This is a genomic window from Pseudomonas koreensis (genome assembly GCF_012986595.1).
GTDB lineage: Bacteria > Pseudomonadota > Gammaproteobacteria > Pseudomonadales > Pseudomonadaceae > Aquipseudomonas > Aquipseudomonas koreensis.
Genome location: NZ_JAAQYM010000005.1, coordinates 101,967 through 121,068, shown reverse-complemented (window position 1 = coordinate 121,068; position 19,102 = coordinate 101,967). Strand labels below are relative to the sequence as shown.

At 60.5% G+C, this 19,102-nt stretch carries 17 protein-coding genes; 4 read left to right on the top strand and 13 right to left on the bottom strand.

All coding sequences use genetic code 11. From position 1 onward, the window contains the following. Positions 1 to 179: 179 nt before the first annotated feature. On the top strand, positions 180 to 1,340 hold the full coding sequence (locus HBN98_RS16475) for an AAA family ATPase (protein WP_064585456.1): 1,161 nt from the start codon (positions 180 to 182) through the stop codon (positions 1,338 to 1,340). 108 nt (positions 1,341 to 1,448) lie between these two features. On the opposite strand, the gene HBN98_RS16470 is transcribed toward HBN98_RS16475, so the two are convergent. From HBN98_RS16470 to HBN98_RS16415, 12 genes are all read right to left on the bottom strand, one after another. Continuing rightward, complete coding sequence (locus HBN98_RS16470; protein ID WP_083367346.1) at positions 1,449 to 2,330, bottom strand: transporter substrate-binding domain-containing protein; 882 nt, start codon at positions 2,328 to 2,330, stop codon at positions 1,449 to 1,451. Then, complete coding sequence (locus HBN98_RS16465; RefSeq protein WP_083367347.1) at positions 2,327 to 3,109, bottom strand: amino acid ABC transporter ATP-binding protein; 783 nt, start codon at positions 3,107 to 3,109, stop codon at positions 2,327 to 2,329. Before HBN98_RS16465 ends, HBN98_RS16470 begins: the two co-directional genes overlap by 4 nt. After that, complete coding sequence (locus HBN98_RS16460; protein ID WP_083367348.1) at positions 3,106 to 3,765, bottom strand: amino acid ABC transporter permease; 660 nt, start codon at positions 3,763 to 3,765, stop codon at positions 3,106 to 3,108. Before HBN98_RS16460 ends, HBN98_RS16465 begins: the two co-directional genes overlap by 4 nt. Continuing rightward, positions 3,746 to 4,411, bottom strand: coding sequence for an amino acid ABC transporter permease (locus HBN98_RS16455; RefSeq protein ID WP_064585453.1), 666 nt, complete (start codon positions 4,409 to 4,411; stop codon positions 3,746 to 3,748). Before HBN98_RS16455 ends, HBN98_RS16460 begins: the two co-directional genes overlap by 20 nt. A 573-nt stretch (positions 4,412 to 4,984) precedes the next feature. Continuing rightward, positions 4,985 to 5,782, bottom strand: coding sequence for a MetQ/NlpA family ABC transporter substrate-binding protein (locus tag HBN98_RS16450; RefSeq protein ID WP_064585452.1), 798 nt, complete (start codon positions 5,780 to 5,782; stop codon positions 4,985 to 4,987). A gap of 167 nt (positions 5,783 to 5,949) precedes the next feature. Next, positions 5,950 to 6,882, bottom strand: a complete 933-nt coding sequence (locus HBN98_RS16445; RefSeq protein WP_064585451.1) for a sigma 54-interacting transcriptional regulator — start codon at positions 6,880 to 6,882, stop codon at positions 5,950 to 5,952. 59 nt (positions 6,883 to 6,941) lie between these two features. Continuing rightward, a complete protein-coding gene (locus HBN98_RS16440; RefSeq protein WP_064585450.1) occupies positions 6,942 to 7,523 on the bottom strand; it encodes an alpha/beta hydrolase in 582 nt (193 codons plus the stop codon). Positions 7,524 to 7,815: 292 nt separating this feature from the next. Next, positions 7,816 to 8,217 carry an ExbD/TolR family protein gene (locus HBN98_RS16435; protein ID WP_003220570.1) on the bottom strand — a complete coding sequence of 134 codons (402 nt, stop codon included), beginning with the start codon at positions 8,215 to 8,217 and terminating at the stop codon, positions 7,816 to 7,818. Position 8,218: 1 nt separating this feature from the next. Continuing rightward, complete coding sequence (locus HBN98_RS16430) at positions 8,219 to 8,944, bottom strand: MotA/TolQ/ExbB proton channel family protein (RefSeq protein ID WP_064585449.1); 726 nt, start codon at positions 8,942 to 8,944, stop codon at positions 8,219 to 8,221. Positions 8,945 to 8,989: 45 nt separating this feature from the next. Next, complete coding sequence (locus tag HBN98_RS16425; RefSeq protein WP_064585448.1) at positions 8,990 to 9,805, bottom strand: energy transducer TonB; 816 nt, start codon at positions 9,803 to 9,805, stop codon at positions 8,990 to 8,992. Positions 9,806 to 10,278: 473 nt separating this feature from the next. After that, a complete protein-coding gene (locus HBN98_RS16420; protein ID WP_083367349.1) occupies positions 10,279 to 11,622 on the bottom strand; it encodes an aryl-sulfate sulfotransferase in 1,344 nt (447 codons plus the stop codon). Positions 11,623 to 11,645: 23 nt separating this feature from the next. Then, positions 11,646 to 14,006 carry a TonB-dependent receptor gene (locus HBN98_RS16415; RefSeq protein ID WP_083367350.1) on the bottom strand — a complete coding sequence of 787 codons (2,361 nt, stop codon included), beginning with the start codon at positions 14,004 to 14,006 and terminating at the stop codon, positions 11,646 to 11,648. Between the two features lie 165 nt (positions 14,007 to 14,171). Between HBN98_RS16415 and HBN98_RS16410 the strand changes: the two genes are divergently transcribed. Together HBN98_RS16410 and HBN98_RS16405 are read left to right on the top strand one after the other, a co-directional pair. Further along, positions 14,172 to 15,116, top strand: a complete 945-nt coding sequence (locus HBN98_RS16410) for a LysR family transcriptional regulator (protein ID WP_064585445.1) — start codon at positions 14,172 to 14,174, stop codon at positions 15,114 to 15,116. Between the two features lie 213 nt (positions 15,117 to 15,329). Further along, the gene (locus HBN98_RS16405; protein WP_083367351.1) at positions 15,330 to 16,946 is read left to right on the top strand and encodes an alkaline phosphatase family protein; all 1,617 of its coding nucleotides are present in this window, start codon (positions 15,330 to 15,332) and stop codon (positions 16,944 to 16,946) included. 83 nt (positions 16,947 to 17,029) lie between these two features. On the opposite strand, the gene HBN98_RS16400 is transcribed toward HBN98_RS16405, so the two are convergent. Further along, entirely contained in the window at positions 17,030 to 17,950 is a 921-nt protein-coding gene (locus HBN98_RS16400; protein ID WP_064585443.1) for a TauD/TfdA dioxygenase family protein, read from the bottom strand. A 181-nt stretch (positions 17,951 to 18,131) separates the two neighbouring features. Between HBN98_RS16400 and HBN98_RS16395 the strand changes: the two genes are divergently transcribed. Further along, positions 18,132 to 19,052, top strand: a complete 921-nt coding sequence (locus tag HBN98_RS16395; protein ID WP_083367352.1) for a LysR family transcriptional regulator — start codon at positions 18,132 to 18,134, stop codon at positions 19,050 to 19,052. Positions 19,053 to 19,102 lie beyond the last annotated feature (50 nt).

Below are 19,102 nucleotides of genomic sequence, written 5' to 3'. Positions count from 1 at the left end.
TAAGGCATTTTTCGACAATGATTTCTGTGGCGAGGGAGCTTGCTCCCGCTCGACTGCGAAGCAGGCGCAAACCTCTCGAATCGGGGGTTGGGGCCGCTTCGCAGCCCAGCGGGAGCAAGCTCCCTCGCCACAGGGGTACAGGCACGGCACACTATCGGTTCCGGCAGAAGGAAACGCCCATGCTCAAGACCCTCGCGGTAGCCAATTACCGCTCGATCAACAAACTGGTGATTCCGCTGGGCCGGCTGAACCTGATCACCGGCCCCAATGGCAGCGGCAAGTCCAATCTCTACCGCGCCTTGCGCCTGTTGGCGGAGACCGCTCAGGGTGGCGTGGTGAATGCCCTGGCCCGCGAAGGCGGGCTGGATTCGACGTTCTGGGCCGGCCCGGAAACCATCAGCCGCCGCATGCGCAGCGGCGAAGTGGCGGTCGAGCCGACGGTGCGTCACGGCGTCAAACGGCTGCGCCTGGGTTTTGCCGGGGAAGATTTCAGCTACGCGATAGCCCTCGGTTTGCCGGAACCGAGCCGTTCGTTCTTCTCCCTCGACCCGGAAATCAAGAAAGAATGCATCTGGGCCGGCCCGCTCTATCGCCCGGCCAGCCTGCTGGTGGATCGCCACGGCCCGATGATCCGCGCCCGCGAAGGGCGCAGCTGGGACGTGCTGGCGCAGCACACACCGAACTTCGACAGCTTGTTCGATCAGGTCGGCAGTCTGCGCAGTTCGCCGGAAGTGTTTCAGATGCGCGAGTTCATCCGCCGCTGGCGCTTCTACGATCACTTTCGCAGCGACGCCGACGCCCCGGTGCGCCAACCGCAGCTGGGCACCCGCACGCCCGTGTTGCACCACGACGGTCGCGATCTGGCGGCAGCGTTGCAGACCATCATTGAAATCGGTGATCCCGAGGCGTTGCAAGCCGCGATCAGCGATGCGTTTCCCGGCGCACGGCTGAACATCGAGCCGCTGCCCGGTGGACGCTTTGCCATCGAGTTTTATCAGGAAGGTTTGCTGCGGCCGCTGTCAGCGGCGGAGCTGTCGGACGGGACGTTGCGCTATCTGCTGCTGGTCGCGGCCCTGCTGACACCGAGGCCGCCGACGCTGATGGTGCTGAACGAACCGGAAACCAGTCTGCATCCAGACCTGCTGCCAGCACTGGCACGCTTGATCATTCGTGCATCAGAAGAATGTCAGGTGTGGGTGGTGTCCCATGCGCGGCGGTTGATTTCGGCGTTGCAGGAAGATCCCGAATGCAATTGCATCGTGCTGGAAAAAACGCTGGGCCAGACCGCAATTGTCGGGCAGCGGGTGCTGGATGAGCCAGCGTGGAACTGGCCGGATTGAGCGGCACCTGAGCGAGCAGGCTCGCTTCCACAGTTGGAATGCATCCCCCTGTGGGAGCGAGCCTGCTCGCGAAGAGGACCTTCAGGTCACCGCAGATTTAACGGCCGATCACCCCTGCCACTTGCCACCTTCAACAATCACACTCTCAGGCCGGGTGTCATCGCTCAGTTCTTTACGCACATACTGGTCGTACAGCTTGAGCAGATACTTTTCCTCACCCAGCTTCGCCAGCTCGGTATTCACCCAGTCTCGCAACTCGATGTTGCCCTTCTTCACTGCCGGGGCAATCGGTGCTTCGGCGCCGAGCTTGTCGTCCAGCACGCGGTAGCCCGGGTTCTGCTTGGCCCAGCTGAACAGCACCAGGTTGTCCTGCGCGTAGGCATCACCACGACCGTTGGCCAGTGCTTGCAACGACTCGGAATTTTTCTCGAACTTCAGCAGTTTCCAGTCCGGATGATTCTTGGTCAGCCAGATGTCTGCAGTCGTGCCGGTGGTGACGATGGTGGTGCGGGTCGCCAGGTCATCGAGTTTTTTCACCGAGCTGTTCTGCGGTACCAGTGCCTGCACCGCGACCTTGAGGTTCGGGTTGGTGAATTCCACCGCTTCCTTGCGTTCCGGGGTCACGGTCATGTTGGCGAGGATCAGGTCGACCTTGTCGCTTTGCAGGAACGGAATGCGGCTCGCCGGTTCCACGGCAACGAACTCGACCTTGTTTTCATCGCCAAGCAGATCCTTGGCGAAACGCCGACCGATGTCAGTGTCGAAACCGACGTAGCGCCCGGCCTCATCGACGAAGCCGAATGGCGGCTTGTCGGTGAACACGCCGACGATCAGTTTGTCGCGGGCCTTGATCTTGTCCAGGTAACCGGCCGGCGCGGCGCTTTCGCTGGCGACTTTCGGCTGGGTCGGTTCTTCGGATTTGTTGCAGCCGGCAAGCAACGCCAGGCCAAGCAGTGGCAATAAAAACAGGGATGATTTGGCAGTTTTCATAGCGGTTCCAGTTCCTTTGTCGGATTCGTTTTTGGCAGTGTTGCAACGAAGGAGAACTTCTCCAGGAACTGCTGCGCGCGTGCGGTTTGCGGGTTCGTAAAGAAAATCTCGGGCGGGTTCTGTTCAAGGATGCGCCCGGCATCCATGAACACGATGCGGTCGGCCACCGCGCGGGCGAAAGCCATTTCGTGGGTGACGATCAGCAGGGTCATGCCTTCGCGGGCCAGGCCCTGAATCACTTGCAGCACTTCCTTGACCATTTCCGGGTCGAGGGCGGCGGTGACCTCGTCGAACAGCATGACCCGCGGGTTCATGCACAACGAACGGACGATGGCGATGCGTTGCTGCTGGCCGCCGGAGAGCTGGCGTGGAAATGCATCGCGCTTGTCCGCCAGGCCCACGCGTTCGAGCAGGGCTTCGGCTTGTTGCTGCGCTTCACGGCGCTGACGCTTCTGCACCTTGAGCGGGCCGAGCAACAGGTTGTCGAGCACGCTCATGTGCGGGAACAGGTGATAGCTCTGGAACACCATGCCGATCTGCTGGCGCACTTCACGCCAGTCGGTGGCCTTGTCCAGCAGCTCGCGTCCGGCGAATTTCAGGCTGCCGCTGTGCGCGCTTTCCAGGCCGTTGAGGCAACGCAGCAGGGTGCTTTTGCCGCAACCGCTGGGGCCAAGAATGACGATCACTTCGCCGCTGCGCACTTGCAGGTCGATGCCCTTGAGCACCTGCTGCTCGCCATAGAATTTGTTGAAACCCTGAAACTCGATCAATGCGCTCATGCTTGCGTCCAGCGCCGCTCCAGCACACGCGAGGCGGCCGACAGCGGGTAGCAGATAAAGAAGAAAAACAGGAACAGCGCGCCGTAGATCAACACTGATTCGTAGGTGCGCTCGATGATCTGCTGGCCGACCTTGATCACATCGACCACACCAATCAGCACCGCCAGCGAACTGGTCTTGATGATCCGCGTGTAGACGTTGATGGTCGGTGGCGTCATGCGTTTCAGCGCTTGCGGCAGCAGCACGTAGCCGTAGAGCTGCGCAGCGTTCAGGCCGATCGACAGCCCCGCCTCACGCTGCCCGCGCGGTAATGAATGCAATGCACCGCGTGCCACTTCGCCGACCTCGCTGGCGCCCCACAGCGACAGCACCAGCACCGCGCACCAGAAACCGGGCAGGCTCAGGCCGAAAAAAATCGGCAAGCCGAAAAACAGCAGGTACAACCAGACCAGCACCGGGATGGCCCGGAACAACTCCAGATAGACCCGCAGGATCGCGTTCAGCCACGTCACGTTGAGCGTACGCAGCACGCCGTACAGCACACCGCCGACGGTGCTGATGGCGATGCTCAGGAACGAGATCGACAGGGTTTGCCCGGCGCCTTTTGCCAATTGCGGCAACGACACCCAAAGCAGTTCAAGACCCGAACTGGCCATGCTGGAGCCTCCTTTCCAGACGGCTGAGCAATAGCGACAGCGGCAAGAACAGCAACACACAGATCAGCGTCAGCACGGCGAGCATTTCGTAGGTTTTGTAGTAGAGCGCGATGTAGCTCTTGGTGGTGTAGAGGATTTCCGGCACCGCCACCGCCGAGACCACGGTGGTTTCCTTGAGCAGGAAAATGAAATTGGCGAACAGCGACGGCAGGCTGAGGATCCCCGCTTGCGGCAGGATCACGTAGCGCAGCAACTGGCCGTGCGACAGGCCGATGGAACGCCCCGATTCCAGTTGCGCCTGCGGCACGGCATCGACGCCGGCACGCAGCACCTCGGTGAGGTAGGCGCCACCCAGAAAAGTCATGGTGATGATCGCGGCGGTGAAACCGGACACCTTGATGCCGATGGCCGGCAAGGCGAAGTAGACGAAGAACAGCTGGATCAGCAGCGGCGTGTTGCGCGCCAGCTCCACATAGAGGCCGACAGCGCGCTGCAGATAAGGGGTGCGAAACACCAGGATCGTCGCATTGAGCAGCGCCACCAGCAGCGAGGTGCCGATGGCGATGAAACCGACCTGCAACGTCACGCCCACGGCTTTGAGAAACGCCGGCAGCGTGCTGAGGATAAACGCGTAATCGAAAGTCATGAGCATCCTGGACGTCGCTCGGTAAGCGACGGTCATGCAGTCCATGGGCAGTGGGTAACTGTCCGGCAGGCAGTGACTTTATAGGTATAAAAACAAGAATTTAAATACCGTTAAAGCATATTGATATCACCCAAAAAACTATCTTGTGGGTTTGCCGGGAAGGAATAAGAAGGCTATTTTCCCTTGCGCTGTAGGAAGGGTCTTTTTTGCATGAAGGCCCTCCAAGGACGAACAGCTTTTGGCCAGACTCCCCCGGCCAAACCATTACAAGGAAAGACCACATGGACGTAAAAGTGCCTCAGCGACTGGATCCGCAGGACATCGTGAAATTGCTCGTGGCGTTGCGCCGGGCGTTGAAGACTCAAGTGGCCTGAGAAGATCAAAAGATCGCAGCCTGCGGCAGCTCCTACAGAAGATCGCGTTCCCCTGTAGGAGCTGCCGCAGGCTGCGATCTTTTGCCTCTGGCTTTAGATCTTGTGGCAATCCCACAAATCGAGCACACAAAAACGCCGATGACTATCGCTAGCCATCGGCGTTTTCACACCTTGAAGGGGGGTGCGTTACCGCGTCGGATCAGAACGCCGGCAGTACCGCGCCGTTGTACTTCTTCTCGATGAACGCTTTGACTTCCGGGCTGGTCAGGGCAGCGGCCAGTTTCTTGATGGCGTCGCTGTTCTTGTTGTCCTCACGGGCGACCAGGAAGTTCACGTAAGGCGAATCGGCACCTTCGATCACCAGCGCATCCTTGGTCGGGTTCAGCTTGGCTTCCAGCGCGTAGTTGGTGTTGATCATGTCCAGATCCACTTCCTTCAGCACGCGCGGCAGCAGGGCCGATTCCAGCTCCTTGAACTTGAAGTTGTGCGGGTTCTTGGCGATGTCTTTCGGGGTCGCCAGGGCGTTTTTCGGATCTTTCAGCTCGATCAGACCCGCCTTCTGCAGCAGGATCAGGGCACGGCCGCTGTTGCTGCCTTCGTTCGGGATGGCGATGGTAGCGCCGTCCGGCAGTTCAGCCAGGGTCTTGTACTTGCTCGAGTAGCCACCGAACGGTTCAACGTGCACGCCTTGCACAGTCACCAGGTACTTGGACTTGTCGTCCTTGTATTTGCCAGCGTTGAAGCTGTCCAGGTAAGGCTTGGTCTGGAAGTAGTTGGCGTCCAGGCGCTTCTCGCCCACTTGCACGTTTGGCTGCACGTAGTCGGTGAAGACTTTGATTTCCAGATCCACGCCTTCTTTGGCCAGGGTCGGTTTGATCAGCTCAAGAATTTCAGCGTGCGGCACCGGGGTCGCTGCCACGACCAGTTTCTCACCGGCCTGGGCCAGCGAAGCAGTCAGAGCAGCCGCCAATGCGGTAAACAACAGAACCTTTTTCATGCAGTGTCCTTATCGAGAATCACGGTCGCGAATGGCGACGGCTATTAATACGAGTGCCAGTGAAGTGCTATCTCTGGCGTGAAGCGGACAATACCGGGATTTTTTATTCCCGGACAATAACGTTTATTCACTTTGATATTCCATTTTGTTCATGCAGAACAAAACGGTCACAGCCGCTGACTCAAACCAATCAGCAAATCTTTCAAAGCCTTACGCTCGTCAACGCTGCCGCCGATGTTGATCTGCGCCACCAGCCGTTCGATCTGCAGGTGCGGGCCAGACACTTCGGGCAGGTTCAGGTGTTCCGGGAGGATTTCATCGCCGGTGCTGACCAACAGCGCAAAGTGAATGACGTTTTCCAACTCGCGGGTGTTGCCCGGCCAGCTGTGCCGCTCCAACAGGTGTTGCGCCGCTTCGCTGATCAACGGCACCGGCAGGTCGAGGCGCTGGCTGTAAATGCCAAGGAAATACTCGGCCAGTGACAGGATGTCGCCGATCCGCTCGCGCAGCGCCGGCAATTCCAGCTGCCCTTCGCTGAGGTAGTGATAGAGCCGTTCGTGGAATTTCCCCGCGTCCACCGCTTGCGCCAGATCGATGCTGGTCGCCGCGACCAAACGCACGTCCACCGGGCTCGGCTGATGAGCCCCGACACGCGTGACTTCGTGGTTTTCCAGAGCGGCGAGCAATTTGACCTGGATCGGCAGCGGCAAGTCGCCAATCTCATCCAGGTACAAGGTGCCGCCGTTGGCCGAACCGAACCAGCCGGCGCGACTGCTGGCCGAGCCTGCGTAACTGCCGGCGGCATAGCCGAACAGTTCGGCATCGGCGTAGGTCGGGCTGATCGCGCCGCAATTGACCGAGACGAACAGACCGCTGCGATCACTGGCACGATGAATGTGGCGGGCGAGCAACTCTTTACCGGTACCGGTCTCGCCACGGATCAACACCGAGATGGCACGCGGTGCCAGGTGCTCCAGCTCTTCGCGCAATTGGCGCGAACGCGGATCGACGAAGACCAGCGCCTTGGCGCGGATGCTCAGCGGGCTTTTTTCCGCATCGGGAAAGGTCAGCAACGGCTGACCGAACGTTTCAAAACTCATGGCAGACTCCCGCCCAGAACCGCCGGGAGACGGGGGCGATCAAAAAGAAAAAAGACCACTCAAGCGCGACGCCGGGCGTGGTGTTCCAGGCGATTTTGCAGGCGATAGAGGTAGGCGAAACCCTGCTCCCAGCGCTGATGCCCGGACTTGACGTTGATGTGCCCGGCTCCAGCGAGAATCCCCGCCTCGGCGCCCCAGTTACGCGCCAGCTCAAGCGCGCGCGGCGCGCTGACGGCGGCATCGTTGTCGGAGGCCACCACCTGGCTCGGAAACGGTAAGAGATCGGTCGGGATCGGTGCGAAATTGCGCAGCGCCGGCGCGCAGGCAGGACGCTCGACATCCGCTGGCGCGACCAGTAACGCACCCTGTACCTGACGCAGGTATTGCAGCGGCGCGGTGGCGGCCCAATGGGCGACGGTGACGCAGCCGAGGCTGTGAGCGATCAGGATCACTGGCGTGCTGTCGGCAGCAATCGCTTCGGCCAGCGCTGCAACCCAGTCTTCACGACGCGGCGTCAGCCAATCGGCCTGCTCCACCCGGGCGCTGTTGGGCAAGCTGTTTTGCCAGTGGGTTTGCCAATGATCTTCTGGCGATCCTTGCCAGCCCGGCACAATCAGATAGCGGATTGATTCGTTGCGCATGGGGGAGCTCTCCTGCGTCGTGTCTGTTCCTGATCGATTATAGGGACGGGATTTATATTCGTTAAGGAATAAGAAGCTATTTATTAAGACCTATAATGCATATGCAATACACAACCTGTGGGAGCGAGCCTGCTCGCGAAAGCGCCGTATCAGTCAATGTGTCAACCACTGACAGAACGCATTCGCGAGCAGGCTCGCTCCCACAGGGGTTTGGTGGTGAGGGTGGTTTTTACGCAATAAAAAAAGGGCCGCACCCTGCCAAGGAGACGGCCCCGGAAAAACGAAAATCCTGTTACCGCGCGGTGATCACCGACAACTTGGTAATCCCCGCCCGCTCGATCGAGGCCATGGCTCGCGCCACTTCGCCGTAATTCACCCCATCGTCGGCCTGCAGTTGCACGCGCACTTCCGGGTCCTTGGCTTTGGCCGACTTGAGGTTGAATTCCAGCAAGTCAGGTTGAATCTCATCCTTGTTGATAAACAGTTTGCCGGCGCCGTCGATGCTCACCACCAGCGGGTCTTTCTGCTCGACCGGCGCCACCGCTTCGGTCTTCGGCAGGTTGATCGGGATCGCGTTGGTCAGCAGCGGCGCGGTGACGATGAACACCACCAGCAGCACCAGCATCACGTCCACCAGCGGCGTCACGTTGATCTCGCTCAGCACCTCGTCGCTGTCTTGCGTGGAGAAGGCCATATCAGGACGCCTCCTTCACTTTCGTTGCGTTGCCCTGGGCCGCGACCTTGTTCGCAGTCGGGTGGATCAGCACGCGGAACGAGCTCTTCTGCGCCAGGCTGTAGAAGTCATGGGCGAAGTCATCCAGATCTGCCGCCGTCAGTTTCAGACGCCGCAAAAAGTAGTTGTAAACCAGCACCGCCGGCACTGCGACCGCGATCCCCACACCGGTGGCGACCAGTGCCGCGCCGATCGGACCGGCCACGGTTTCCAGGCTCGCCGAACCGGCTGCGCTGATGCCTTTCAACGCTTCCATGATTCCCCACACCGTGCCGAACAGGCCAATGAACGGCGAGGTACTGCCGATACTCGCGACCACTGCCAGACCGGTTTCCAGCGAACGGCGTTCACGGACGATCTGCTGACGCAAGGCACGCTCCAGTCGATCCTGATGGTTGATCGCCTGGCTCAAGTCATTGGCCTGCGGCGCCTCGCCCACCTGAATCGCCGCGTAACCGGCCTGCGCCACCCGGGCGGCCGCGCCGGGCTGGGTCTCGCTCAACTCGGCGGCAGAATCCAGACTCGACGCCGCCCAGAAGCGTTTATGAAACTTGCGATCCTGCGCCTTCAGACGACCGAACTGCACAGCCTTGAGCAGGGCCAGCCCCCAGGTGGCGACGGAAAAAACCACCAGCAGCCAGATCACCGCGCTTTCGATGGATTCCAGTGGAGATGCCAGTAACGTCATGATGTGTTCCCTCGTGTAAACGTTTAGCGCGAAATAGGTTTCGGTTTAATGAATCTTGAAATCGATGGGCACGCTGACCCAGCCGTCCTGGGCGACATCACCCTGCTTGGCCGGAACGAAGCTCCACTGCTTGACGGCACTGAGTGCCGCATCGTCGAGCTGCTGCCGGCCACTGCTTTTCTGAATCTGGATCTCCCCCGGTTTGCCGTTGGCCAACACGTGCACCCTTAACATCACCGTGCCTTCCCAACCGCGACGCTGGGCCAGCGACGGGTATTCCGGCGCCGGGTTCTTCAAATACGCGGCATTGGCCGAGGCCGGTGTCACGGGCGCCGGAGCCGGTGGTGCAGGTGGCGCTGGCGCAGCGACCGGGGCTGCCGGTTGCGGCGGCGCAGGGGGTTGCTCAACGGCCTTCGGTGCTGGCTTCGGAACCGGTTTGGCCACCGGTTTCGGCTTGGGCTTGGGAATCGGTTTGGGCGGTGGCGGCTTCACGGCCAACTCGTCTTCAACCGGTGGCGGAGGCTCGACCACCGGTGCCGGTGGCGGCGGTTCGACCACGGGCGGTGCTGGCGGCGCCGGGCGCGAAAACTCGATGGTCATCGGCGGAATTTCCGGCGGCACGATCGGCAGCGCCGGTGTCGGATGCTGATTGATCCAGTAGATCACCGCACCGTGCACCACCAGCGCCAGCACGCCGAGCAGGATCGCTTCGCGTCGGCTCAGAATGCCCTTGGGCGCGCGCTGCAACCGCAGCTGCCCCAACGGCACACGATGTGGCCGGCCAAGATCGACCAATTCGCCACTCGGCGTCTGACGCCACAGCAATTCCTGTGCGCTGGCGGCGGTCTGGACATTGCCCATTGATTCACTCCCTGCGGTCTTTTTGCGTTCTCTACAAAAACTGCCGATCCGCCGTTTGTTGAATCCCCCACGGCAGATCGATGGGCTAATCATTGGGTTTGACGCTTATCTCTGAAAGTAATCTTTAACGTTATGCATAGGCTTTTATGGAATATAACAATTGATCAATTCCGCCAAAGCCGCGCTTCACAAGGGCTGTAGCGAGGGGCTGAAAAACACATGCTTTTCAGGCATTAAAAGTATTCACGCAACGCATTGATTTGGCCTGATCGGGATTACCGGGCCACTGCCACGAAGCCGATATTTGCCTGCGTTACCGTCAACAATAAAAAAGCCGATGCACTTTCATGCACCGGCTTGTTTACCTGCTCGACTGATATTTTATGCGGTTTGACGCGCAGATATTGCCTTGCAATTAACGACGAGATTGCAATAAGCCCTCATTCAAATCTCGAGCATTGATTCCATGTCTGCTAACGACTGGCGCTGGTCTGTTGCACGCCAGTGGTCGGGGCAATCACGGCGGTCTCGGAACGTGGCGTGCCGGCCGGCACCCAGTCATAACTCACAGGCAACGCCCGATAGACCCAGTTGCTGATCGCGTCGCTGCCCGGCGCCTTGCCCAGATACGGGCTGACGTATTCCCAGACGTTTTCACCGCTGGCCGTGACCTGGAAAAACCGCCCGTTCATGCCTTCGTCGATCAGCGTATTGCCGTTGGGCAACCGTCGCGCGCTGCTGATGAACGAGCTGTAGAACGCCCAACCCGGCTGCTTCGAATTGGCCGCGCTGTACTGCCAGACAATTTCATTTTTCAGCGGATCGATTTCCAGCACCCGCGAGCCGGAAATCAGCCCGAGGGTGACGTTCGGATACCCCGCCGAACCCTGGTTGTCGAACACCAACAGGTTGCCGGCACCCGGCAGTCCAGCCGGGATGATGTGCGCGTCATGCTGGCCGACAAACTGGTCTACCGGTCGCGGCAGTTTTTGCGCGGTTTTTGGGTCGATCAGCGGCAGGTTCGGGCCGAGGCGCCAGACCACTTTGCCGCTGTGTTTATCGATGATCGCGATGAAGTTGGCATTGCGCGAATCGAGCAGCAGGTTGTCCGGATTGAAGCGCTTGTCACCGGCATCGAACCACTTGTTCGGCCCGACCACACTGAGGTTGTTGATGTGCAGGTAATCCGGATTGTCGCTGGCGCGCACCAGCTTCAATTGCTCTGGGGTGAAGCCAAATTCGTTCAGGTGTTCCGAGGCCAGCCACTGCCACTTCACCGTGCCGTCAGGGCTGACTTCATAGATGGCATCGTCGATCACCTCGGGCACTTTGAAGCCTTTGACCGGGTGCACCTTGTTCGCCAGCACCACAGTGTTGCCGTTGCTCAGGCGACGTTGATCATGATGCTGCTGCGCCGCGCCTCCGGGCGCCTTGTCGCCCCACTGCCAGAGGACTTTGCCGTTCCAGTCCAGTTCGCCGACGTTCTGGTTGCCCAGACCGTTGCCGGCCGAACCGAGCTTGCCCGGATCCTTGTCACTCAGTTGCAGCAGCACATGCCCGCGCTCACCGCCGACCAGTTGCGGATCGATGATCGCCGAAGGAAAACCCGCTTGCGGCCAGGTCTTCACTTCGTTGCCATTCATGTCGATCAGGTGCGTTTGCTTGTCGGCACCACTGAAGATCACGTACTGATTGAATGCCTTGTTCGGGTCGTAATGGGTGACGCCGGTCGGGTACACGCTGGGCGCGGCGAGCGCCCCGGTGCTTGACACTGCACCGGATAACAACAGCGCTAAAGCGGTTTTGCCTGGCAACATGATGCAGCTCCTTGAATGACAGATCAGAAGTCGTAGCGACCGGTAACGCCGAGGGTGCGCGGCGTACCGAGCAGGCCTTCATAGCCGCCGTTGCCGCCGGTCCACAGCGTCGTGTAATAGGTTTTGTCGAAGGCGTTTTTCAGCCATAGCGAGACGTCCCACTGCCCTTGGTTGAAGTCGCCGCGCAGACCGGTGGAGAAGTTGACCACGGCGTAGCTCGGGATCTGCCCGTAGTCGGAATCCTCGACCGTACCCACCGCTTTCGAGCGGAACGCGTAGCTGGCGGTGACGTAGGGTTCAAAGCCGTTGGCCAGATTCCATTTGTATTCGCCGTTGGCGTTGCCGATCCATTTCGACGCGCCGACCACCTGGTGGCCGCTGAGGTCGCAAGAGGCCGGTGCGCCCGGTGCCTGGCTGACTTCCGGCGGGCACGGCGCATCTTTGTACGAGAGGTAGCTGACGTCGTTGTACGAGCCGTTGAAGTTCAGGGTCAGGCCGCGCAGCGGGATCACCGTGCTTTCAAACTCGACGCCGCGTGAGCGCACGGAGCCGGCGTTGGTCAGGTATTGCACGCGGTTGACGTCGTCGTAGGCGTTGGTCTGGTAGGCGTTGACCTGGGTCCAGAACAGGTTGGCGTTGAGTTGCAGACGGCGGTCCCACAGGGTGCTCTTGAAGCCGAGCTCGGCGTTGTTGGCGCGTTCGGTGCCGATCAGCAGCGAGTCGGCGCCGGCGGTGGGCGCCGACCCCACCGCGAGGTTCACCCCACCGGATTTTTCGCCGTGGGACAGCGTGGCGTAACCGAGCAGGTCATCGGTGATGCGATAGCTTAAGTTGAGCAACCCGGAAGGGCTGGAGCTGTACTGATTGAGATCACCGGAATCGTAGGCACCGGCCCGTCCGCGGCGCGCGGTGGCGGCGGCGCCGGTTACCGTTGCACCACCGACGGGCGCATCGCGGGTGACCCAGGCGTTTTTCTCTTCATAGGTGCCGCGCACCCCGGCGGTGAAGTCCAGCCGTTCGGTGAGGTGCCAGGTGCCTTGGGCGAACAGCGCGAAGCTGTCGGTCTTGATGTGGCCGTTGCCGACACTGCCGACATTCGCCAGGGCGCCACGCGGGGTGCCATTCCAGATGTCGGCCTGCGGGCCGTAATAGGCGAAGGATTTGTTGTCCAGGTCCGAGCCGAAGTAATACGCACCCACCACGTAATCGAAGAATTCGCCCTTGGGCGAGGCGAGGCGAAATTCCTGCGAATACTGTTTGTCCTCGACCGAAACGCCGGCGTTGTAGGTCGCCGCCACGTTGAGGCCGTCGTCGTTGGCCGGGGTGAAATTCCAGAAGCGGTAGGAGCTGATCGAGGTCAGGGTGAAATCGCTCGGCAACGTCCAGTTGGCCTCCACCGACGTGCCGCCCTGATGCACGGTGACGTGCTGGTCGTTGTCCAGATTGACCTTGCGGTGCGAACCGTTGACCAGCGTTGCGCCAGCGGCATTGGCCCGCGATTGGTACAGGTTGACGCCGTTGATGGTCGGCCCCGTGCTGTACAGCACACGGGTACCGGCACTGGAATCCTCTTCGTTGTAGTCGCCGATCCAGCGCAGATTGAAATCTTCGTTGGGCTTGAACAGCAACTGCGCGCGGAAGCCATCGCGGGAGCCGCCATTCAGATCGTGCCCGTTGTATTCGTTTTTGATGTCGCCGTCGCTGCGGGTGCGATAGGCCGAAAAGCGTCCGGCCAGCTCATCGTTGAGCGGCCCGGAAATGGTGCCCTTGGTCTGGAAATAACCGTCCTCGCCGACCGAGGTTTCGATGCTGCGCTCGGGTGTGAACGTCGGCGCGCGGGTGCTGATATTGATCACCCCGGCGGTGGTGTTCTTGCCGAACAGCGTGCCCTGCGGCCCGCGCAGGACTTCGAGCTGTTCGATGTCCATCAGGTCGAACACCGCCATCCCCGGACGGCCCAGGTACACGTTGTCGATGTACAGACCGACGCTGCCTTCCAGACCGTCGCTGGCCGGGTTGTTGCCCAGGCCGCGAATCGACACGCTGGACTGGCGCGCATGCATGTAGGCGACGTTGACGCTGGGCACCAGTTGCTGCAAATCCTGAATGCGGTAGACCCGCTGCGTCTCCAGGGTCTGGCCGCTGACCACGCTCATCGGTGTCGGCACGTCTTGCGAGCTTTCTTCGCGGCGGCGGGTGGTGACGGTCACGGTTTCCAGTTGCGAACTGTTAGCCGCCGGCTTGCCGGCCGGGGTCGGCGGCGGGGTTTCAGCCTCGGCGGCGTAGCTGTGGGTCCAGCTGGCACTCCCCGCCAGCAACAGGGCCAGAGGCAGGCGTTTGAGCCGTCGTGGCGTTAAGGGTGACGCAAGGTTCAACGGACTCATGGCGCGGCTCCTGGTCAAAAAACACACAGACATCTTCCGCGCTGCATATTCTTTTAAGTTATTTATTTATGGATTTACAAATATTTACTGCATAAGAGATTGCCTTTATAAGGAGTCGACCTAATGCATATCCAATGCATTTCCCGGATATTTTTTATGTGAAAAATGCATATCGACTTGCGCCAGTTACGTCACTTCATCGCCCTTGCCGAACAACGCAGCTTCGTCGCCGGCGCGCAGGCGGTGAACCTGTCGCAATCGGCCTTCAGCCGCAGCATTCAGGCGCTGGAGCACAGCGTTGGCTGCCAATTGGTCGATCGCGGGCGCAAGGACCTGCCGCCGACCAAACAGGGTCAGGTGCTGCTCGAACATGCGCGGCGACTGGTCAGCGGCGCGCAGCAGATGGCCAACGAGATCAGCCAGTTCAATGGCCTGGAAGCGGGCGAGTTGCGCTTCGGTTGTGGCCCGGCGCCGGCAGCCGGATTGATTCCGCGTGCGATCGGCGCGTTCATCGGGCGCTACCCGAAAGCGCGGGTGCAGTTTCAGGTCGATGACTGGCAGAGCCTGAGCAAACGCCTGCTCAGCGAGGAGTTCGAATTCTTCGTCGCCGACACCCGGCACTTCGAGGCCGATCCGGATTACCTCACCTATCGGTTACGCCCGCGCAAGTGGCATTTCTGTTGCCGTGCCGGGCATCCGCTGGCCGCTCTTGAACGGGTCACGGCCGAGCAATTGATGAGCTATCCACTGGCGGTGAGCATTCGTCCGCCGAACTTGCGCAAGGTCATCGTCGACCTCAGCGGCCGCCCGGATTTCACGCCCAATGTCGAATGCGAAAACAGCTCCAGCCTGCTCAGCGTGGTGCTGCGTTCGGAGGCGATCGGGATTGTCGGGGCGTATTCCGATGCGCTGCATCAGGCCAAAGGTGAGCTGGTGTGTCTGCGGATCGAGGGTCTGGCGGATGATCTGGAGGAGCTGTACACCCGCTACGGGATTGTCAGTCGGGCGGGGTATCGGTTGTCGCCGCTGGCGGAGGCGATGATTGAGCAGATCAAGGCGGTTGATGCGGTGGATGATGAAGTCTGTTCACTGGAGAATTTTGCTGTCTGACATGACGCTTTCGCGAGCAGGCTCGCTCCCACAATGGATTGTGGTGAATGCAGAATTTGATCGCCACGAACCCTGTGGGAGCGAGCCTGCTCGCGAAGAGGTCGGCGCAGGCACCGATGCATCCACTGCATAAAACCCATTCCCCAAATGCACTTGCCGAACACCCCCACCGGAAGCGACAACCCTCGCCTGTCTCCCTGACCGGTGAACCCCATGTCCAACCCGCAAAACCCCGTGCGCAACGTGCTGTACATCATGTGCGATCAACTGCGTCGCGATTACCTGTCCTGCTACGGCCACCCGCATCTGCACACGCCGAACATCGATCGTCTGGCCGCCGCCGGCGTGCGCTTCAGCCGCGCTTACACCCAAGGCACGATCTGCGGGCCGTCGCGAATGTCGGCCTACACCGGGCGTTACGTCAGCAGCCATCAGGTCGCATGGAACGCCGTGCCGTTGCCGCTGGAAGAACTGACGATCGGCGATTACCTGCGCCCCCACGGCATTCGCACTGCGCTGGTCGGCAAGACCCACGCCACGGCCAACGTCGATGCCTTGCAGCGTCTGGCGATCAACCCGGACAGCGCGCAGGCCGAGGTGCTCAACGAGGTCGGTTTCGAACCGTACTTTCGCCACGACGGGATCTTCCCCGACGACCCGCTGTTCGACGACAAGCGCGAATCCGCGCCCTACACCCATTACCTGCGCGAGCAGGGCTTCGACGGCCGCAACCCCTGGCACGACTGGGCCAATGCCGCCGAAGGCGAGAACGGCGAAATCCTCAGCGGCTGGCAGATGCGTCATGCGCATTTGCCAGCGCGAATTCCCGAGCAATTCTCAGAGACTGTCTACACTACAGATCGAGCCATCGACTTCATCGGTGAGCAAGGTGACAAATCCTGGTGTTTGCACCTGTCCTACATCAAACCGCACTGGCCCTACATCGTACCGGCGCCATACCACAGCTTGTACAGTACGAAATCGATTCTAGAACCGATCCGCGCGACGCCCTCCAAAGCCAGCAAACACCCCGTATACACAGCGTTTCGTCAGCACGAGGAAAGCCTCAACTTCTCTCGCGACTCAGTACGATTGAATGTAATCCCTACCTACATGGGCCTGATCAAACAGGTGGATGATCAACTCGGGCGGCTGTTCGATTTTCTGCAGAGCAACGGACGTTGGGATGACACGCTGATCGTGTTCACCAGCGATCACGGCGACTTTCTGGGCGACCATTGGCTGGGCGAGAAGGAATTCTTGCTGGAGCAAGCGGTGGGCGTGCCGCTGATCGTGCGCGACCCGCGCGCGGCGGCAGACATCACGCGAGGCACGGTGGATCAGCGCCTGGCGGAAACCATCGACGCGTTGCCGACGTTTCTGCAGGCATTGGGTTTGCCGGGGGCCGAGCATCGGCTGGAAGGACGCTCGCTGATCCCGCTGTTGCACGGTGAAAACCCCGACTGGCGCGGCTACGCAATCAGCGAATACGACTACGCCTTCCAGGCCCCCGCACGCGAGCGCCTCGGCCAGCCGATCGACCGTTGCCGCATGACCATGGTGCGCAGCGAGCGCTGGAAATACCTGGCGTATGACGGCTTCCGGCCGCAGTTGTTTGACCTGCTGAATGATCCGCAGGAGCTGCGCGATCTGGGTGAGGATCCAGCGTACGCGGCGGTGCGCGAGGAGCATGCGGGGTATCTGTTTGAATGGGTGCGCGGGTTGAAGCGGCGGACGACCATCAGCCATCAGGAGATCGATTTGCGCGGGCAGCGCTTTCGGTATGGCGAGCCGGAGAGCGAGAAAGTCGTTCAGATCGGCGTCTGGTGAAGAAAAAGCTTCGCGAGCAGGCTCGCTCCCACATTTGGAATGCATTCCCCTGTGGGAGCGAGCCTGCTCGCGAAGAGGCCGGGTCAGACGCCGACGATCTCAGCACCCTTGATCGTCTGACTACGCTGCCCCGAAACCCCAACCGGCACTTCACCCTTGAGCGTCACCCGGCGCACGATACGGTCCTGGGTGCCGTAATCATCAATCGCATAATGCTGCGTCGAACGGTTATCCCAGATCGCCACGTCACCCGCCTTCCAGCGCCAGCGCACGGTGTTTTCCTGACGAATCACATGGCTCTGCAACAAGCCGAACAGGTGCGCCGAATCAGCCTGCGAATAACCTTTGATGCGCTTGACGAAATGCCCCAGCAACAAGCTCTTCTCGCCACTGATCGGGTGTACGCGCACCACCGGGTGCTCGGTCTCGTAGACGGTCGAAGTGAAGATCTTGCGATAGCGCTCGAGCTTCTCCGCCGAGACGTCCGGCTTGGCCCCGGCGTAGTCGTATTCGTTGCTGTGCACGGCGACCAGTTTGTCCGCCAGCTCACGCAGCTCCGTCGGCAGTTCGTTGTACGCCGTCGCAGTGTTGGCCCACAGCGTGTCGCCACCGAAGGCCGGGGCCACCACCGAGCGCAGGATCGAGGCTTTCGGGTAGGCGTCGACGAAGGTCACGTCGGTGTGCCAGGAGTTGGCGCGCTGCCCCTCGGCACCGTCCAGCTCCAGCAGATAACGCGTGCCCTCACGCACCGGCACGGTCGGATGCGCCACCGGTTCGCCGAGCAGATGGGCAAAGGCTTCCTGGCGCTGATCGTCGAGCTGGGTCTGCTCGCGGAAGAACACAACCTTGTACTGGATCAGCGCCTGCTGGATGGCTTCGACCGTGGCGGCATCCAGCTCACCGGACAGGTGCACGCCACGGATCTCGGCGCCGATTCGGCCGGCCACCGGATGAATTTCCAGCGCGTGGACAGCGGGTTTTACAGCGAGTGCGGCATTGCTCATGGGTAGACCCTCATCGACTGCTTACGGTTGGACGGCAGCGAAACATCGCTCTATCTATATTCCATTTACATCTAATAGATATTCATATGCTTCGTTGACGGAATAAGAGCTTGCATTTAAAACCTCAAGCAACCCTCGTCGCAAATGCCTTCGAGCTATTTTTAGGATGCCGGAAAAGCATATGGATCTTCGCCAGTTGCGTTACTTCATCGCCCTCAATGAACACCGCAGTTTTGTTCGTGCGGCGGACGCCATGGGCATCACCCAACCGGCATTCAGCCGCAGCATTCAAGGGCTGGAGCAGGAGTTCGGCTGTGTGCTGGTGGATCGCGGCAACAAGGATCTGCGCCCGACGCCCGAAGGCCAGGTGGTGCTGCAACACGCCCTGACCCTGGTGCAGGGCGCGGCGCTGCTCAGCGCCGAGGTGACGCAGATGACCAAGCTCGACGCCGGTGAATTGCACTTCGGTTGCGGCCCGGCACCGGCAGTGAAACTGGTGCCGGATGCGGTGGCGCAATTCATCAACGCGCACCCGAAAGTACGCACCTGTTTTCAGGTGGATAACTGGGAAAAACTCAGCCGCGCGCTGAGTCGCGAAGAGATCGAATTTTTTATTGCCGACATCCGTCATTTCGAATCGGACCCGAACTTCCAGACCCAGCCGCTGACACCCAAGCGCGGGGTGTTTTTCTGCCGCCCGGGGCACCCGTTGCTGGCCAAGGAAAGCCTGTCGACCAACGACATGTTCGATTACCCGCTGGCGACCACATTGATCCCGCCGGGCATTCGCAAACTGCTGGCGAACCTCAGTGGCCGCATCGATTTTTCGCCGACCATCGAGACCGAGCATTTCCCGGCGCTGGTGAAAGTGGTGCTGCAATCCAATGCCATCGGCATCGGAACGGAAGAGGCGTTTTACGAGGACATTGCCCAGGGTTCGCTGGCACTGCTGCACTGGCGCAACCTGCCACAGAATCTGGAGAGCATGAATGCGCGCTGCGGGATTGTCAGTCGCACCGGGTTTCGCTTGTCTCCGGCAGCAAGGGCGATGATCGAGACGCTGGTGGCGGTGGATAAGCAAGAGATCAGCGTTGCCGTTTAGAGCGCTATCGCGAGCAGGCTCACTCCTACAAGGGAACGGATTCCAAATGT

Excerpts from the sequence above, each read along its gene's own strand:
- HBN98_RS16395 (WP_083367352.1), top strand. The coding sequence starts at position 18,132 with ATGGATCTTCGCCAGTTGCGTTACTTCATCGCCCTCAATGAACACCGC.
- HBN98_RS16475 (WP_064585456.1), top strand. The coding sequence starts at position 180 with ATGCTCAAGACCCTCGCGGTAGCCAATTACCGCTCGATCAACAAACTG.
- HBN98_RS16405 (WP_083367351.1), top strand. The coding sequence starts at position 15,330 with ATGTCCAACCCGCAAAACCCCGTGCGCAACGTGCTGTACATCATGTGC.
- HBN98_RS16425 (WP_064585448.1), bottom strand. The coding sequence starts at position 9,805 with ATGGGCAATGTCCAGACCGCCGCCAGCGCACAGGAATTGCTGTGGCGT.
- HBN98_RS16455 (WP_064585453.1), bottom strand. The coding sequence starts at position 4,411 with ATGACTTTCGATTACGCGTTTATCCTCAGCACGCTGCCGGCGTTTCTC.
- HBN98_RS16450 (WP_064585452.1), bottom strand. The coding sequence starts at position 5,782 with ATGAAAAAGGTTCTGTTGTTTACCGCATTGGCGGCTGCTCTGACTGCT.
- HBN98_RS16430 (WP_064585449.1), bottom strand. The coding sequence starts at position 8,944 with ATGACGTTACTGGCATCTCCACTGGAATCCATCGAAAGCGCGGTGATC.
- HBN98_RS16445 (WP_064585451.1), bottom strand. The coding sequence starts at position 6,882 with ATGAGTTTTGAAACGTTCGGTCAGCCGTTGCTGACCTTTCCCGATGCG.
- HBN98_RS16460 (WP_083367348.1), bottom strand. The coding sequence starts at position 3,765 with ATGGCCAGTTCGGGTCTTGAACTGCTTTGGGTGTCGTTGCCGCAATTG.
- HBN98_RS16465 (WP_083367347.1), bottom strand. The coding sequence starts at position 3,109 with ATGAGCGCATTGATCGAGTTTCAGGGTTTCAACAAATTCTATGGCGAG.
- HBN98_RS16470 (WP_083367346.1), bottom strand. The coding sequence starts at position 2,330 with ATGAAAACTGCCAAATCATCCCTGTTTTTATTGCCACTGCTTGGCCTG.
- HBN98_RS16440 (WP_064585450.1), bottom strand. The coding sequence starts at position 7,523 with ATGCGCAACGAATCAATCCGCTATCTGATTGTGCCGGGCTGGCAAGGA.
- HBN98_RS16420 (WP_083367349.1), bottom strand. The coding sequence starts at position 11,622 with ATGTTGCCAGGCAAAACCGCTTTAGCGCTGTTGTTATCCGGTGCAGTG.
- HBN98_RS16400 (WP_064585443.1), bottom strand. The coding sequence starts at position 17,950 with ATGAGCAATGCCGCACTCGCTGTAAAACCCGCTGTCCACGCGCTGGAA.
- HBN98_RS16435 (WP_003220570.1), bottom strand. The coding sequence starts at position 8,217 with ATGGCCTTCTCCACGCAAGACAGCGACGAGGTGCTGAGCGAGATCAAC.
- HBN98_RS16410 (WP_064585445.1), top strand. The coding sequence starts at position 14,172 with ATGCATATCGACTTGCGCCAGTTACGTCACTTCATCGCCCTTGCCGAA.
- HBN98_RS16415 (WP_083367350.1), bottom strand. The coding sequence starts at position 14,006 with ATGAGTCCGTTGAACCTTGCGTCACCCTTAACGCCACGACGGCTCAAA.